This is a genomic window from Streptomyces monashensis, assembly GCF_001866665.1.
Classification (GTDB): Bacteria; Actinomycetota; Actinomycetes; order Streptomycetales; family Streptomycetaceae; genus Streptomyces; species Streptomyces monashensis.
In genome coordinates this window covers 16,291-30,720 of record NZ_MLYO01000061.1, presented here as the reverse complement: position 1 = coordinate 30,720, position 14,430 = coordinate 16,291, and the positions used below count along the sequence as shown (strand labels likewise).

Here is a 14,430-nt window from a genome sequence, read left to right as displayed (position 1 = left end):
GACGAAAGACATAGAGGCACCCCCCCGCGGAGTTGGCCCTCGACCTATTACGCCGTAATAGGCCCAGGCCGAGGGCATGGCCGAGCATGCTGGTCGCTCTTACGCCTACCCCCCTCCGGTCCCTCAAGGAGGTGATTCACATTCTGTGAAAGAGGGTTCGGTGGGGCAGGATGTCGCCATGACCAAGCGCGCCCGGACCACGAGCCGTGCCACAAAACCGCTGTTCAAAGCCCCTATGAGGATCGGTTCTCTCGACGCTCCGGCCGTTGTCGGCGAGCTGCGTCAGATGCACGAGGACGCTGAGGACCCCGCTGTGGAGCGCATGCCCGCCGATGACGAACTGTTCGGTGCGCTGCTGTACGCGGAGAAGAACGTCCACGCGCTTCGGAGGCAGCCCCCCGAGGTTCAGCGAGCTGCAGCGCTGAAGCGCGTGCAGTTGTGGGAGTACCTGCGCGAGCAGACCGAGATCCATCAGGTACGGGCGGTGGACGACGCCCGTCGAGCCGGAGCCCCATGGCTGGAGCTGGCTCCCGCGTTGGCGGTGGCTGCGCCGAGCGCGGCCTACAACAAGGCGAAGCGGCTGAAGGCCGTCGAACTCACCGACGGGACTCCCCAAGCACATCCAGTACGCCGGACGCCTGAGGCGGTACTCAAAGCCGAGCAGCGCCTGGCCCTGGAGCGGGCCGCCGAGCGTCGTGCCCAGGAAGCGGCTCAGCGACGACACGAGTTGTTGGTGCCGGTTGCCACTCGACTGTTGGAGCAGCGCGAGTCGTTGCAACGGGACGAGGACGCCGACTACTGGATGGAGGAGATCGAGGCCGTACTCCCCCACTGCCAGACACCCCTGCAAATGATGAGCCTCAGCCGCTATCTCGACGCCGCCCTGCGAGCCCTGTCCAATGTGGAGAAGCGCACGGCACGTTCAGCAGCGCTGACAGAGGGGGCACGTGTGGCCCTGGCGGCTGCGGTGCAGCTCCAAGAGTGAGAGGCGGCGCGCCATACGACAATGGCTCAAGCACTGCCCGGGCGTTTCATCGTTCCGAGTCAGGCCCCGCTTGGCGCTCTGCACGAGCTGGTCGCAGCCATTCGTCGAAGCGGCTCAGCGCGGCTGCCGCTCCTGTCGCTCCGCCTACCTATTACGCCGTAATAGCCTGCGCCCGACCATCGGTGACGCGGCAGCAGCCGAGCGGGGAGCAAGCGGGCGGCGGCGCCGTTCCTCTGGCATGGCTATTACGCCGTAATAGGCGTGAGGGACGCGTGGGCTGCCGGGCCGAGCGCCGTCGGCTAGTGCTGTGACCGAATAGGTCCACCGGGTTGGGGCGTAGGATCCGCAGCACGCCCCTCGCAAATCCAGTGGTCACGATGGGCTGGGAGCGGGAAGAATCCCTGGTCATGACTCTGCTGACCCACTGGCCGCTTGCGGGCCTGAGGTTGACCACGCCGCGCCTGGAGCTGCGGTTGCCGAACCTGGATGATCTTGCCGCGTTGGCTTCGTTGGCAGCCGACGGTGTGCATGATCCGGCGGTGCAGCCGTTCACCGTGGCATGGACCGATGTCACGCCCGAGCAGCGTGCTCGGAGTGTCCTGCAGTACCACTGGCGCTGCTGGGGCGAGTGGCAGCCGGAGAACTGGGAATTGAACCTGGTGGTCGTGCGAGACGGCATCGTCGTTGGTACGCAGGGCATCGGTGCCCGGGATTTCTCGGTCCGTCGTGAGGTAAGCACTGGCTCCTGGCTGGGCTTGGCCTATCACCGCCAGGGCCTGGGGACTGAGATGCGGGCGGCCGTCCTTCACCTGGCGTTCGCCGGACTCGGTGCACAGCATGCCGTTTCCGGGGCGTATGCCGACAACGCGGCCTCGCTGGAGGTTTCGCGCAAGCTCGGCTATCACGACGACGGCATTGAAAACCATGCCGTACGCGCCAAGCCCGCCGTACTGCGCAGGCTCCGCCTCACTGCTGAACAGTGGCAACAACACCAGCTGGTCCCCGTGAAGATGGAAGGGCTGCCGGAGTGCCTGCCATGGTTCGGCCTGGCGTGACCTTCTAGCGGCGTAGAGCTCATCCTTGGTGCTCTGTGGAACGTCCCGCGTCTGGACGGTGTGGTTGCGGTGGTTGGAGTTGGCGACGATGAACTGCCGCAGGCGCCCTTGTTGCGTCGGTTGCCCCCAGGATGTCGTCGCCGATCGAGTAGCAACCATGGAAGTAGCGCACTCCGTGGGTGCGGTGGTAGGTCGCGGAATGCCGCTCGGGCCGGCCTTGCTCGGACCAGCACGACCGGGAGGTGGGCCGGATACCGAGCCCCGCCGACCGAGGCCAGCGCCATCATCGCGCGCTGGTAGGGCATCGAGCCCGGCTGCTGCGGCATACGATCACAACACCCCGGTCGGGGCTGCCGCTCCTCTGGCTGGGCAATGCCGTTGGGAGAACCGCCCTCCGGCTATTACGCCGTAATAGGTTCTGACCCCTTCAGCGAGAGGGCGGTGGGGGAGTGGCCCGGCCTGATGAACCTCGCTGAGCTATTACGCCGTAATAGGTCTACGGGGACTCTTCCGCTGGGCCGAGTCCTTCACCACCTTCCTGCCGCCGGGGCAGCGCAAGGAGTTCCGCGCGATCGCTGACGGCCACCGCAGGGGTGGGGGAGGCGACACCGACGACGATCCGCACGACATCGAGGAGTTACCCGGACTCGGTCTCGGTCTGCGTGTCCCCGTCGTCGGCTTCGTCCGTCAGTGTTGCCTCCTCACTCCGCGAATCAGGCATATCAGACGATAACCTTTCCGGATTCAAACAGTTCGATTCTTCGCTCAGAACGATTCTCCGGGAAACGGCTTCGATCGTGGCGCAGCGATTTTTGGGTCTGGGTGCTTACAGAGAGGCCTCGTGGCGGGCCCTCCCAACTCATCGCGCGCTGAAAACACGTAGCGGCTCGGCGACGCACACACATATGGACGCCGAGCGCGAGCTTGCTCGTCACATCGGTCCGGCGGTCGTCGGCGCCGGTGTGGTGGGCGTCGAGATGGCCGCCGCCTGGCAGGCCCTGGGCAGCCGGGTCACCCTGCTGGAGCGGACGTCGCGCCAGCCGAAGGCGCCCACCGTCCGCACCAATCCCACAACGCGCGCAGATGTCAGGCGGCGGTCTCCGCCTATGCCCGTCTTCACCAGGGTGTACATGACGGAACGCTGCTGCTTGTGACGTCGGATGCGCCCCTTGGCGACCAGGGATTCCAAGGTGTTCCGCACCACCTGCGAGGTGGGGTCGCGGTCCGGGAACTTCTCCATGAGTTCGTCCCGCAACTCCTATGCCAGCCGTGGGTTCTTGTGGTGGCTCAGCTTGTCGCTTAACGTCCAGCTTCGAACAGGCGAGCCTGACAACCCCGCGTCCGTGTGGCCTGCCCGGGGAAATGCCAGCTTCGCGTTCGCCCCTGCGGTGCGAGGGAAGCGCCTCGACAGCAATGTCGGTCCGCTCAGGCATGATCTAGTCCGATCGGACTCAGCGGTGGGGTGATGTGACGTGATGTGACGTGGGGGAGTGGCGAACCGATCCAACGTTCGCGATGTGCCGGACGTTGACGGACGGGGCAGACCTGTCCTCGTTCGTGGGTGGGCCGTTCGATGTGCGTGCGGTGGTGGCCGCCATACGGCCCGAGGTCAAGGACGGATTCCTGCTCGACCAAGTCCCCTGGGAGAACTACCCCCCAGGGCGATCACGTCAGGGAGGCCATTCGCCTGCTCCACACCGGCGGCTCGCCCGTTCGCGCCGGAATGGGTGTTGTGAGCGGCATGTGCGCCAACGACATGCGGGCGGCCGCCGTGCTTGCTGTGCCGTTCCTGATCCGGATCGCCGCCGACACCCGCCACCCTTACCGTGCCAACGCGCTCGCTGAAGTCTCCTCCCCGGCTCGCGCCCGCTACTTCGGCGTCGCCTCCCGCGCCGAACTGCTGCTCCACCGCGCCAACCCCCAGTACAACGACCACTACGCCGACTACGGCGTCGAGGTGACCGGCTACCCGGCGGGCTGGTCGGTTGCCGCAGCCCGGGCCGCGATCACCGGCGACGCCACCCTCCTGAAGCCTCTTCTGCACGACCCCGACCCTGCCATCCGGATCCGCGCCGCCTACGCACTGGCCGCCGCCACTGACCTCGACCGCGCGGTCCGTGCCTCCTTCCGCACGCGGCTCGACGCCGAACAAGACCCGATCGTCCACGCCGCCTTGGTCAGAGCTCTGGCGGGACCGAACACAAGCGTCCGAGGCCCGGCTGGCCGCCGTCATGCTGATCACGGGCGGGAGTCTGTGGTCTTGACCATCTGTCATGTCATCGGCCGAGGCTGTTACAAATGGGGCATTGGATCCCACCCAGCCAGCCGCGGGTTGTTCACGTCAAACAACCTCTCGCGGCCCGCGGCTGGCGACGGCGTCCTCGAGGGGCGCAGCCAGATCCGCGTTGTCTGTAGTGTGCGGCAATGACAAGAAGCGAGCGGCTCGCGGAGCAGTTGGACTGGTACTGGCGCGAGAACCTGCGGCCGCGGCTGGAGGGTCTTACCGACGAGGAGTACTTCTGGGAGCCGGTGCGTGGCTGCTGGAGCATCCGCCCACGTGGCACGTCGGCCGCACCGATGTCGGCAGGTTCGGGGGAGTGGACGGTGGACTCCGCGTCCCCTGCCCCGGTGCCTGCGCCGGTGACCACGATTGCCTGGCGGCTGGCGCACATCATCGTCTCGTGCCTGGGCTATCGGGTCGGATGGCACTTCGGCGGCCAGGACGTCGACTTCCAGACATTCGCCTACGCGGGGACCGCTGACGAGGCGCTGAAACAGCTCGATGAGATGTATGGGAGATGGAACGCTGGGGTCCGCGAGCTCTCGGACGCTGACCTGGAGAATCCGCCCACGGTGGGTCCCGAGCGGTTCCCCATGGAGGGCATCGTCCTGCACGTCAACAAGGAGCTGATCCATCACGGCGCCGAGATTTCCCTGCTGCGCGACCTCTACCGCTGGCAGGACGGAGCCGTACCGCGCCGGGTATGACTCTTCGGTAACCGGCGATCGAGCTTCGGATACGTGGACTCCACGGCATCAACGGTGCACCGCACCCCCGGCACAACCGTGGCGCGCCCCCGTCGACCGCGACGACAACCAGACGCAGCCGGGGCACTCCGTCCCTGCCCATACGCCCACCGTACGGCGCCCGCGGCCCAGTCGTCGCTTCGGACGGATCCGCCCCAAGCGACGAGCCCCTGAACTGATCAACAGACCACTCGACGTGTCACGCAAGGACCTGGCACAGACGCTAGAACAACTTCCAGTGGCCTTCGGAGACCACTTCGACGGTGCCGCCGGCCACCTTGATGGCGGTCTGCTCGTCAATGGCATACGCCGGACCCGTGATCTGGGCCGCCCATCGTTCTGCAGCGGCCATGGTGTTGTCCGGGCACGCCGGATGATCCAGGTGAGGGAAGATCGAGAAACCGACGACGCCCAGCGCACGGTCGCCGCCGGCGGGCGGCTTCCAGCCCACGAACTCCTCCCCGACACGGGGGCTCATCACCGTGCTCCCGGCGCTGAGTCCCACATAGACCATGTCGGGCAGCGACGGCAGGAGTTCAGCCAGCCCGGACTCCCGCATCCAGTGGCACAGGTACAGCGCGTCACCGCCATTGACCAGCAGGACGTCGGCCTCCCGGACCCAGGAGACCCAGAGCGCTTCGTCAATGCTGGGCAGCGCGGTGAGCTCCAGCACGCCCACCGACTTCCACCCCAGCTCGGTCATGGGGCTGCGCGACCGTCCGCTGACGAACCGCCACGGCCGCCCGGATCGGCGCCGGGGCCCCCGTACCCCGCGGTGGGGATGCAGAGAGCGCTGGACGCGGCGACCGGCTTGCCCAGGAGATCGACCAGCGCACCCTGGATGCTCGCGTTCTTGATGCCTGAGTCGGTAAGAAGAAGCTTCATCATGTCCTTTCCAAGGTGCTGGCCGCGCGCGTCATCGACCAGCCGTTCGCCAACGCGTCACAGCGGCACCAGGTCACGGCTGCAGCAGGAACAGGCACTCACGCCGAATGCCGTACCCCTTACCACCTTGCGCAACGTGCGGCGTGATCAGCGGGAGCGTCCTGGCGGGTACCGTCAGCAGTCGTTACTTGGACTGCCACTTGTCGAATGCCCAGCCGGGATAGGAAGAGCCCAGGTACGGCAGGTGCGCGTCCCAGTCCACAGCTGTCAGTGCCTGAACCTCTTGCAACGTGATGCGACTGGCCGAGTCGATGTCGAACCCCCAAGAGAAGCCGGCGAGCGGGACGACGCGCCGTTCGGTGTCATCCATCGGTGTCCATGCCAGATAGCTGTGCGCCGTCCAGTTCAGGGCGGCCCGCTCAGCCCGTGACGGTGCGTCAAAAAGGGTGGGATTGATGCCGAAGAACGCGTAGGGCGACGGCGCGTCCTCGAAAAGGTAGAACGGGTCCATGTCGAACACGGCCCCTGCGGAAGAGTTGTCCGTCGACCGCACCAGCTGGACCCAGCCGAACAGGGCCCGATAACCCTTGCCCGGATAGTCCACCACGGCGGTGCAGCACGGGAAACCGGCAGCTGAGGGGTGCTTGCCAACTGCAGCAGGATCATCGACGCGTTCCAGCGTCACCGTTACTGCACCCTGCATGTCGTCACGTAAGAAGGGAATGATCACGGCTTCACCCTGCCGCTCGGCCACGTCGGATGCAAGGCTTGGGTGGGCTGAAAGCCCACAGCACGAACTGAACGATGTCCGTCGGTGCCCTGTCCTGCCTGGCACGGCAGCTTCAGGAACGGGCACTCACACTTCGCTCATCGAGTGAAGTCGGGTGAACTCGCCAGCCAGCATGCCCATCATGACGAGATCGCGGTGTCGGCCAGCGAGGAACACGCGATCGCGGAGGCGGCCCGCCGCGACAAAGCCCAGTCGACGATGAAGCACCACCGATGCACGGAGATCCGAGCTTCGCACTTGTGGTAGCGCCGCTCGGCGAACATGAAGCGCAGCACCAGCGTCACAGCCTCTGCCGCGTAGCCCTTGCGCCGGTGATCAGCGCCGATCGTGACACCGTACTCGAACCAGCCCGCACGTGGGTCGGCGTGGTGCGAGCCGACAGCACCGACCAGTTCCCCTGTGTCGACGGCTTCGATGGCGAGTTGGAAGCCGTCGCCGTCGGACTTGGCGGAGGCCTGCTCCTTCGCCCAGGCACGGAAGCCCTCAGCGGAACGCGATGGGTTCAGCAGGTCTCCCAACCCCTCCTCGTCCTCGGCGATGCGCATGAACGCGGTCCAGTCGTCGGGCTCGATGCCGCGCAGGCGTATCCGCACGTCACCGAGCAGAGGGCGGCGCGACTGCCTGGCGGCCACGGACACGCACATGTCTCCTGACATGTCTCTGGGGTGACGGGGCGGCACCGTGATCAGTCGCCGTGATCAGTGGCCACGCCGTAGGACGCCGACGTCACTGGCCCGCCGACTTCACCGTCAAGTCACCGTTCGTCGTCGACAGTTCCAGGCGGTACTTGCCTGACGGGTCGTTCTTGAACGCCACGTGCTTGTCGCCGTGGGAGTCGTCCGCCGAGACCCGGTACGTGGCGGGCGGCGCCGTGACCGTCAGGCTGCCGCTGGTCGTCCGGGCCGTGATGTTCTGCGGGATGGTCGTCCGGATCGTGACGTTGCCGTTCGACGTCTGCGTGTCGATTCCTCCGCCCTTGGCGTTCTTGACGTTCTTGACCTCGACGTCACCGTTGGACGTGCGCAGCTTCACGGGGCCCGTCGCGTCGGTCACCGCGATCTCACCGTTGCTCGAGTGCACGTCGACCGTGCCGACGTCGGTCAGTGCGATGCCGCCGTTGGACGTGCCTCCCGTCACCGGAAGACCGGCAGGCACCTTGACGCGGTAGTCGACGCCGCAGTCCGTGCCGCAGCCGGAGAGCGTCAGAACGCCGTTCTCGACGTGGAAGGACGTGCCGCCGGGCTTGTCACCGCGGTAGTCGACCTTGCGGTGCACGGAGATCGTGGAGGCGTCCGCCGAAGCAACCACCTCCACCTCTCCGTTCTTGTTGTCGAGACGGATCGAGGTGACGTTCTGGGGCACCTTGGCGTCGTCCTCGAAGGTCTTGTTCCGGCCGAGGGCCGAGGAACACGCGGACAGCCCGCTGACCGTGAGAGCAGCCAGAGCCACTGCCGTAAGGACGCGAGTCTGTGAGCGTCGCATGAAAGTCCCCCGTGTGGAGCGAGTTGGATCGATGATCAGTCCTCGCGATCCTACGTAGCCCCACTCCCGCTCTCACTGGGGGAAACCCCCCAATACCAGGGCTGCGAACCGACGCTCTGACCCGCGCGAAGGCGTCAGAGCGATCTCGAGCGGACCCTTTGAACTACGCGTCAGGCGAACGGTCCCGCCCTCGATCGGACCTCGTCCCACAGTGGTGACCATGCTGAAGCGAGTAGCCGTACTGTCAGACATCCACGGCGTCCTGCCCGCCTTGGAGGCCGTGCTCGCCGAACCGGAAGTGGGCGCAGCCGACCGCATCGTGCTCACCGGCGACATCACCACCGGCCCTCAGCCGACCCAGGTCCTCGACCTGTTGACCGGTCTCGGCGACCGCATCGTCTGGATCAGTGGCAATGCCGACCGCGAACTCCTCGAACACCGCCGTGGCCAACGGGACTCGATCCCCGATCCGATCGCGCCATGGGCCGCAGAACAGCTACGCGAGGACCACCTCGACCTTCTCGGCCGACTGCCCCGCTCGGTCTCTCTGCAGGTGCGCGGCCTCGGGCAGGTGCTGTTCTGCCATGCCACCCCTCGTGACGATGAGGAGGTCGTCCTGGTGGACTCACACCTTGACCGCTGGCGAGAAGTCTTCAGCGGGCTCCACGACGACGTCCGCACGGTGGTCTGCGGACATACACACATGCCGTTCGTGCGCCTCGCCCACGGCCGACTCGTGATCAACCCCGGCAGTATCGGCATGCCCTACGGCCGGGCGGGAGCCCACTGGGGGCTTCTCGGTCCCGGTGTCGAACTGCGATCGACCGGATTCGACACGGAAGCCGCCGTCACCCGGATCACTCAGGACTCTTCCTACCCCGACATCGCCGAGTGGGCCGACTACTTCCTGCACGCGCGGGCCGGCGACGCCGACGCTCTCCAGGTCTTCGGCCCACGGGACAGGCGCAGCGACGGCGCGCTGCCCGCCCGTCCGCCGGCCGGCTCGGGCATCCCCGGGTGTCCGGGCATCCCCGAGCGGCAGTGAGCCGTGTTGCGGAGAGGGCAGGATTCGAACCTGCGTGGACCACGAGGGTCCGACTTCGGGCTGCTGCCCTGGTCCCCGATAAGCCGCTCCGGGCACCTCTCCTCGCTCCCGGCCTCCGCGGTGTCCCGCGGTGCCGTTCACGAGTACTACGGTGCCAGGGCCGGCTGACACACGACTGACCCGCTGCTGACGAGCCCCGTGCACGCCGTACGCCGCACACCGGGTTCTACCGGCGGTAGAATCGCCGTATGAGCAAGCCGACGAGCATCAAGACCAGCGAGGAAGTCCGCGACCGCCTGCGGGTCCTCGCCGCGGAACGCGGCACCACGATCACCGAGTTGCTGGAAGAGCTGGCCACCCGCGAGCTCACGGCGGCCGAACGGGATCAGCGGGCCGCCGAGGCAGCCCGTGAGCTCGGCGTCGAGTACACCGAGCGGGTCCAGCAGGCCGGCCAGGACGCCTGGGCGAAGATCCGCGCCCATCAGGGCGGCGCCGCCGCATGAACCTGACGGCGGTCCTGGACCACACCGCACTCGCCGCCCTGTACCGCGCGGATCCCTTCTTCACCGGCCTGTACATCGAGGCCTCACGCGGCACCGGCCGCGTCATCGTCCCGTCGCTGTCCGTCCTGGCCGCCGAACGCCAGATCGCCGGCGCGGGCAGACACGCGGCATCCCTGCGCTTCGCGGAACACACCCCGTTCACCGCGGCACACGCGGCGGAAGCGATGGACTGGAAGAACGCGGACTGGCCGGTCGCCCACGCGGCCGCGATCGCCTGGGACGCGGTCAGGGCCGGCGCCCCGGTCACGGTTCTCTCCCTGCACCCCGACCTCTACAAGGGCACGGGCATCACCCCGCTGAACCCCCTGTGAACCCGCCCGAGGCGGCTGTGCGGAGAGGGCAGGATTCGAACCTGCGTGGACCTGGTGTGGGTCCGACTTCGGGCTGCTGCCCTGGTCCCCGATAAGCCGCTCCGGGCACCTCTCCTCGTTCCCGGCCTCCGCGGTGTCCCGCGGTGCCGTTCACGAGTACTACGGTGCCAGGGCCGGCTGACACACGCCTGACCCGCTGCTGACGTACGTCAGCCGACCGACTCCTGCCGGGCTCGGTGAACGCGGCGGAACCGCGGCTGGAACATGGTGTTGTCGTCGGCCGAGGCCGCCGGGCCCGCCGGGGCCGCCGGGACTGGCTGGACGACGTCCCCGTGCTCGACGACCTTGCCGTTCCGGACCGGGAAGATGTCCATGACGGCCGCCCCGAGATCCTCTGCGGACAGCTGGAAGTGGTGGTGGAACGCGACGAGGTCGCCGTCGGCGATGATGCGCTTGACGCCGATGCGGGGATCCGGGTGCGCGGCGAAGGCCGACGTGAACGGTTCCGCAAGGCCCCGGGGCCCGCATTCCCGCCCTCCACGACGTGGCGGCGGGCATCGCCTCGCGCTGACGCACGGATTGCCGGACAGCGGAGCCCTGTTCGGCGCACTGGACGAGGGAGAGCAGTGGTCTCGGCCAGGACCGCTGGCCGGCCTCAGATCTTCCAGGAGCGCAAGGCGTCGGCGACGGCGTAGACACTCAGGCGGGTGTCCCGGATCTTCCGGACCAGGTCGGACAGGGCGCCGTAGGGCGGGTCGATGCCCTCACCGGACTGGTCCATGTACTGAGCGGCCACGAAAGCAGCAAAGAGGCTGTTTCGGTGCGGAAGCGGTTCGAGACGCACGATCGTGTGCAGAAGCGCGGCCGCGCGCCAGGCGGTGTCAGGATCGGACGTCTCCAGCGTCGGCATCTTGGTCTTGTGCCGCGCGACGGTCGCCACCAGCGCCGAGTAGTCGGTCACCGTCACGTCCTCGTGCCCGAGGGCCGTCTCCTGGACGTCGAGCAGCCAGGAGACATCGATGTACAGAACCATCAGGCGGCCGCAGCTCCGTCGCCACGCCGGGAGGGGGGAACCTCGTCGGGGAACGCCTCGTCGAACTCGCCGCGCAGCCTGTCGGCCCACGCGGCGGCGCCGGCGACGAACCGCTTGCGATGCATCTCGCGTACGCCGAGATCGTGCAGGTACTGCTTCAGGCTCTTGCCCTCCGCGGTGGCGGCGGCGCGGACGCCTTCCAGTTCCTCGTCGGAGAAGGACACGTTCAGTGATGGCATTCTCTGATGGTACCTAGTTGGTACCAAGCTTGCCAGGCGTCCGCGTGATCCCCGGCCCACAACGATTCGGCCGGCCTGCGGCCTCCGCAGGCCGAGGCCGCAAGAGCTGGTTGATCTTGTCGTCGATACCTGTCCGTCACGTCGCGTGCCACACACGCGTGCCACACACGCGTGCCACACACGCGTGCCACACACGCGTGCCACACACGCGTGCCGTACCCACATGCCGCACCCACATGCGGGTGTGCGCGTCATGCCGCATCACGCAGTGGGCTGCCGGTGCGTCAGCGGCGCTGGGCGACGGTCACGCCGTCGCGCACCGGCAGCATCACCGAGTGCACCCGCTCGTCGCGAGTGATCATGTCGTTCAGGCCCCGCATCGCCAGATGACGTGCCTGCTGGTACGCGGGGTCGAGCACGCGGCCGCCGAGGAAGACGTTGTCCAGCACCACCAGACCGCCGGGTCGCAGCCGGCGCACGATCTCCTCGTAGTACGCCGGGTAGTTTTCCTTGTCGGCGTCGATGAACGCGAAGTCGAGGACCGGCTCGGCGTCGAGCGCGCGCAGTGTCTCCAGCGCGGGGGCGATGCGCAGGTCGATCCGGTCGGCGAGGCCCGCACGCTCCCAGTACGGCCGGCCGATCGCGGCCCATTCCTCGCTGACGTCGCAGGCGAGCAGGCGGCCGCCGTCGGCCAGGCCCCGGGCGATGCAGAGGGTCGAGTAGCCGGTGAAGACCCCGACCTCGACCGCGCGGCGGGCGCCGGTCAGCCGGGTCAGCATGGTGAGCAGCGCGCCCTCGTCGGAGGAGACCTGCATGTGTGCGGCGTCGCCGGCGGCCTCACGGGTCGCGACGGCCAGCTCGCCGAGGATGTCGTCGGCCGGCGTGTGATGACCGAGCAGGTACTCGCCGACCACGGGGGCCGTGGGTTCCAGCTCGCCGCCGTCGGTCGGGGCGGTCCACTCGACAGCGAGTTCCTCCTGGGTGGCGAAGCGCACCAGGTGACGGGTGACGACGTCCTGGACCCGGGCCAGCGACTCGGCGTCGACCGCGGTGGCGGTCAGCTCCAGCCGGTCCGTCGTGGGCGTGAGGGTGCAGGTGCCGGAAGCGACCGTGATCGTGCCGCGGCCGTCGGCGGCGAGGGCGGCGTCGGCTTTGTGACCCATGTGCGAGACGAGTTGCTTGACGTACCGGGCGGGGCGGGCGGTGGCGACACGGGCGGTGGCGAGGGGCATCTGGCTCCTTGGGGTTCCCCGGAAGTCAAGTGGCGAGAATCCTCGCCACTTCCTTGGTCCGGGATTCTGGGGCAGCGGTGGCGGAGTTGTCAAAAGCGTTGAGGTTCATGGACACTTTCATTCATGGCAGTAGAGCGGTCCCCCGCGCCCGGAAGCGGTGCCGACCAGGACGAGCCCCGTCGTGACGAGCCCCGTCGCGACGAGCACGATCACCGTCGCGGCGAGCACGACCACCTTGTGCTGCGCTCGCCCGAGCAGTTCAAGGCCCTCGGGCACCCGATGCGGCACCGCATGGTCAACGTGTTGCGCCAACGCCCCGCGACGCTGCGCCAGCTGGCCGACGTGCTGGGGATGAGCAAGGGCACCATCGGCTATCACGTGCGCGTGCTGCGCGAGGCCGGGCTGGTCCGGCTGGCGGAGACCCGTCAGGTACGCGGCGGCACCGAGCAGTACTTCGCGCTGGTCAGCCGCAGCTTCAAGGTGCACGAGGACGCCGCGGTGGGGCCGGAGTTCCTGATCAACGCCGCACTCGGCGAGATGCTGCCGGCCCGGCCCGGCCGGCCCTCGCACACCGCGCTGCGCCACCTGTGGCTCACCGACGCCGAGGCGCACGCGCTGGAGGCCCGGCTGCGCGCGATGACCGCCGAGCCCGCTCCGACGGACCCCGCACACCGTGAACCGTACGGGCTGCTCGTCAGCCTCTTCCACGCCGACGTGCCCAGTCTGCCGCCGGACGACGACGGGCACTGACAGCCCGGGAACCCTTCGGGAGCCTTGGGTGTTCGAGGTCAACTGCTGGTGGCTGGGCGGGACTTCAGGCGGTGGATGCCGTGCCGTGCCGCGCCGTCCGAGGACTCGCCCTCCATCGGCCGACCGGCCTCGTCGTCGGCGACCGGCCGGGCCGACCGGGGGTCCCCGCCGGCGGCGACAGTCGCCGCCGCGCACTCCCGTGGTGAGGCAGGTCGTGGTGTCCGGCCCGTTGCTACGGGGGAGAGCCGCGGGCCGGACGCTTCACGATGACACATGTTCCTGCCGCCCGGAAGGATCTACGTCGACTTCCCGCCGTGCGATGTCGGGTGAGGCAGTCGGCGACGAGGGCGGCGATCTCGTCGGGGCGAGGCGGATACGGAGGTCCTTGGCCCTGGCGCGTTGGGAGTCGGCGTTGTCACCGGCAAACACCGGGTGGTCTTCTTGGACAAGCCGGGGGAGGAGCGGCCGCCGACCCGACGCACCCTCCTCCGCCCCAGCACCGGCCGAGCAGTCACAGAGCGTCGGTGATGTCGGTGAGAAACAGCGGTCCGGCCACCGCGTGGTCCCGGCCCCTCGGAACCGTGCATGCGACGCACACCCCACACGGCTCAAGCAAGCCCTACGGGCGTCGCAGGTTTCTGAGCCTCCTTTCCTCCTCCGGCTGAAGCCGGGCGTGTGCCGGGCTGCCTCAGCGGATGGCAGATCCCGGCCTTCGACCCGCTGGCCACGATCCCGTCCGGAACCAGGCTGACGACCTTTCACAGCGACGACTACAAGGGCAGCGTCGGCGCGCCGGTGTCGCAGCGCGTCGTCCACCGGGTCGAAGCCGGCATCTACAGGCCCGACATCGACTCTGCCTTTGTCCTGGACGACATCGTCACGGCCCCATCGCTATATGGAGAACAACCAGGCTGTCGGGAAAGTCGTCATGCGTCCCTGAAGCGTGTTGCACAGGGCTGTGATCCGGCACGGTGAAGCACCAGCACCAGTACCGCTCGGCGGAAGCGACCGGGCGCCCGAGCCCTTCGGGGGG

General features: G+C 68.0%; 17 protein-coding genes, 2 tRNA genes and 1 pseudogene. 10 read left to right on the top strand and 10 right to left on the bottom strand.

Annotation, left to right across the window (positions count from 1 at the left end; genetic code table 11):
- Positions 1-178: 178 nt before the first annotated feature.
- The 5 genes and pseudogenes from BIV23_RS52465 to BIV23_RS32270 all read left to right on the top strand — a co-directional run bounded on the left by BIV23_RS52465 (position 179) and on the right by BIV23_RS32270 (position 5,028).
- Entirely contained in the window at positions 179-985 is an 807-nt protein-coding gene (locus BIV23_RS52465; RefSeq protein ID WP_245790757.1) for a hypothetical protein, read from the top strand.
- A gap of 407 nt (positions 986-1,392) precedes the next feature.
- Positions 1,393-2,040 (top strand): GNAT family N-acetyltransferase, encoded by a 648-nt coding sequence (locus tag BIV23_RS32285; RefSeq protein ID WP_079173544.1) that lies wholly within the window; start codon positions 1,393-1,395, stop codon positions 2,038-2,040.
- Positions 2,041-2,987: 947 nt separating this feature from the next.
- Positions 2,988-3,068: pseudogene (locus BIV23_RS49065) on the top strand (NAD-binding protein); the annotation flags it as partial.
- Between the two features lie 713 nt (positions 3,069-3,781).
- Positions 3,782-4,468 (top strand): hypothetical protein, encoded by a 687-nt coding sequence (locus tag BIV23_RS49060; RefSeq protein WP_143079154.1) that lies wholly within the window; start codon positions 3,782-3,784, stop codon positions 4,466-4,468.
- Positions 4,465-5,028, top strand: a complete 564-nt coding sequence (locus BIV23_RS32270) for a DinB family protein (protein WP_071384529.1) — start codon at positions 4,465-4,467, stop codon at positions 5,026-5,028. Before BIV23_RS49060 ends, BIV23_RS32270 begins: the two co-directional genes overlap by 4 nt.
- A 262-nt stretch (positions 5,029-5,290) precedes the next feature.
- On the opposite strand, the gene BIV23_RS32265 is transcribed toward BIV23_RS32270, so the two are convergent.
- The 4 genes from BIV23_RS32265 to BIV23_RS32250 form a co-directional block, all read right to left on the bottom strand.
- The gene (locus BIV23_RS32265) at positions 5,291-5,770 is read right to left on the bottom strand and encodes a Type 1 glutamine amidotransferase-like domain-containing protein (RefSeq protein WP_245790756.1); all 480 of its coding nucleotides are present in this window, start codon (positions 5,768-5,770) and stop codon (positions 5,291-5,293) included.
- A 366-nt stretch (positions 5,771-6,136) separates the two neighbouring features.
- Entirely contained in the window at positions 6,137-6,706 is a 570-nt protein-coding gene (locus tag BIV23_RS32260; RefSeq protein ID WP_245790755.1) for a hypothetical protein, read from the bottom strand.
- A gap of 155 nt (positions 6,707-6,861) precedes the next feature.
- Positions 6,862-7,380 carry a GNAT family N-acetyltransferase gene (locus BIV23_RS32255; RefSeq protein ID WP_245790754.1) on the bottom strand — a complete coding sequence of 173 codons (519 nt, stop codon included), beginning with the start codon at positions 7,378-7,380 and terminating at the stop codon, positions 6,862-6,864.
- Between the two features lie 88 nt (positions 7,381-7,468).
- Positions 7,469-8,191, bottom strand: a complete 723-nt coding sequence (locus BIV23_RS32250; RefSeq protein ID WP_177240112.1) for a DUF4097 family beta strand repeat-containing protein — start codon at positions 8,189-8,191, stop codon at positions 7,469-7,471.
- A 253-nt stretch (positions 8,192-8,444) separates the two neighbouring features.
- Here BIV23_RS32250 and BIV23_RS32245 point away from each other — a divergent pair, with 253 nt between their 5' ends.
- Entirely contained in the window at positions 8,445-9,269 is an 825-nt protein-coding gene (locus BIV23_RS32245) for a metallophosphoesterase family protein (protein WP_079173542.1), read from the top strand.
- Between the two features lie 9 nt (positions 9,270-9,278).
- Here BIV23_RS32245 and BIV23_RS50695 read toward each other — a convergent pair.
- A tRNA-OTHER gene (locus BIV23_RS50695) sits at positions 9,279-9,371 on the bottom strand.
- A 146-nt stretch (positions 9,372-9,517) separates the two neighbouring features.
- Between BIV23_RS50695 and BIV23_RS32240 the strand changes: the two genes are divergently transcribed.
- Both BIV23_RS32240 and BIV23_RS32235 read left to right on the top strand, forming a co-directional pair.
- Positions 9,518-9,772, top strand: a complete 255-nt coding sequence (locus tag BIV23_RS32240; protein WP_071384526.1) for a ribbon-helix-helix protein — start codon at positions 9,518-9,520, stop codon at positions 9,770-9,772.
- Positions 9,769-10,143, top strand: a complete 375-nt coding sequence (locus BIV23_RS32235) for a PIN domain-containing protein (RefSeq protein ID WP_071384525.1) — start codon at positions 9,769-9,771, stop codon at positions 10,141-10,143. Before BIV23_RS32240 ends, BIV23_RS32235 begins: the two co-directional genes overlap by 4 nt.
- A gap of 20 nt (positions 10,144-10,163) precedes the next feature.
- Here BIV23_RS32235 and BIV23_RS50690 read toward each other — a convergent pair.
- The 5 genes from BIV23_RS50690 to BIV23_RS32220 all read right to left on the bottom strand — a co-directional run bounded on the left by BIV23_RS50690 (position 10,164) and on the right by BIV23_RS32220 (position 12,647).
- A tRNA-OTHER gene (locus BIV23_RS50690) sits at positions 10,164-10,258 on the bottom strand.
- Between the two features lie 94 nt (positions 10,259-10,352).
- On the bottom strand, positions 10,353-10,733 hold the full coding sequence (locus tag BIV23_RS53325) for a nuclear transport factor 2 family protein (protein ID WP_281250181.1): 381 nt from the start codon (positions 10,731-10,733) through the stop codon (positions 10,353-10,355).
- A 65-nt stretch (positions 10,734-10,798) separates the two neighbouring features.
- The gene (locus BIV23_RS32230) at positions 10,799-11,176 is read right to left on the bottom strand and encodes a toxin Doc (RefSeq protein WP_071384524.1); all 378 of its coding nucleotides are present in this window, start codon (positions 11,174-11,176) and stop codon (positions 10,799-10,801) included.
- Entirely contained in the window at positions 11,176-11,415 is a 240-nt protein-coding gene (locus BIV23_RS32225; protein WP_071384523.1) for a hypothetical protein, read from the bottom strand. The genes BIV23_RS32230 and BIV23_RS32225 overlap by 1 nt, the downstream gene beginning before the upstream one ends.
- A 284-nt stretch (positions 11,416-11,699) precedes the next feature.
- Positions 11,700-12,647, bottom strand: a complete 948-nt coding sequence (locus BIV23_RS32220; RefSeq protein ID WP_079173540.1) for a DUF2218 domain-containing protein — start codon at positions 12,645-12,647, stop codon at positions 11,700-11,702.
- A 123-nt stretch (positions 12,648-12,770) separates the two neighbouring features.
- Here BIV23_RS32220 and BIV23_RS32215 point away from each other — a divergent pair, with 123 nt between their 5' ends.
- Both BIV23_RS32215 and BIV23_RS49800 read left to right on the top strand, forming a co-directional pair.
- Positions 12,771-13,397 carry an ArsR/SmtB family transcription factor gene (locus BIV23_RS32215; RefSeq protein ID WP_079173539.1) on the top strand — a complete coding sequence of 209 codons (627 nt, stop codon included), beginning with the start codon at positions 12,771-12,773 and terminating at the stop codon, positions 13,395-13,397.
- Between the two features lie 675 nt (positions 13,398-14,072).
- The gene (locus BIV23_RS49800) at positions 14,073-14,372 is read left to right on the top strand and encodes an MDR/zinc-dependent alcohol dehydrogenase-like family protein (protein WP_143079153.1); all 300 of its coding nucleotides are present in this window, start codon (positions 14,073-14,075) and stop codon (positions 14,370-14,372) included.
- Positions 14,373-14,430: the final 58 nt, after the last annotated feature.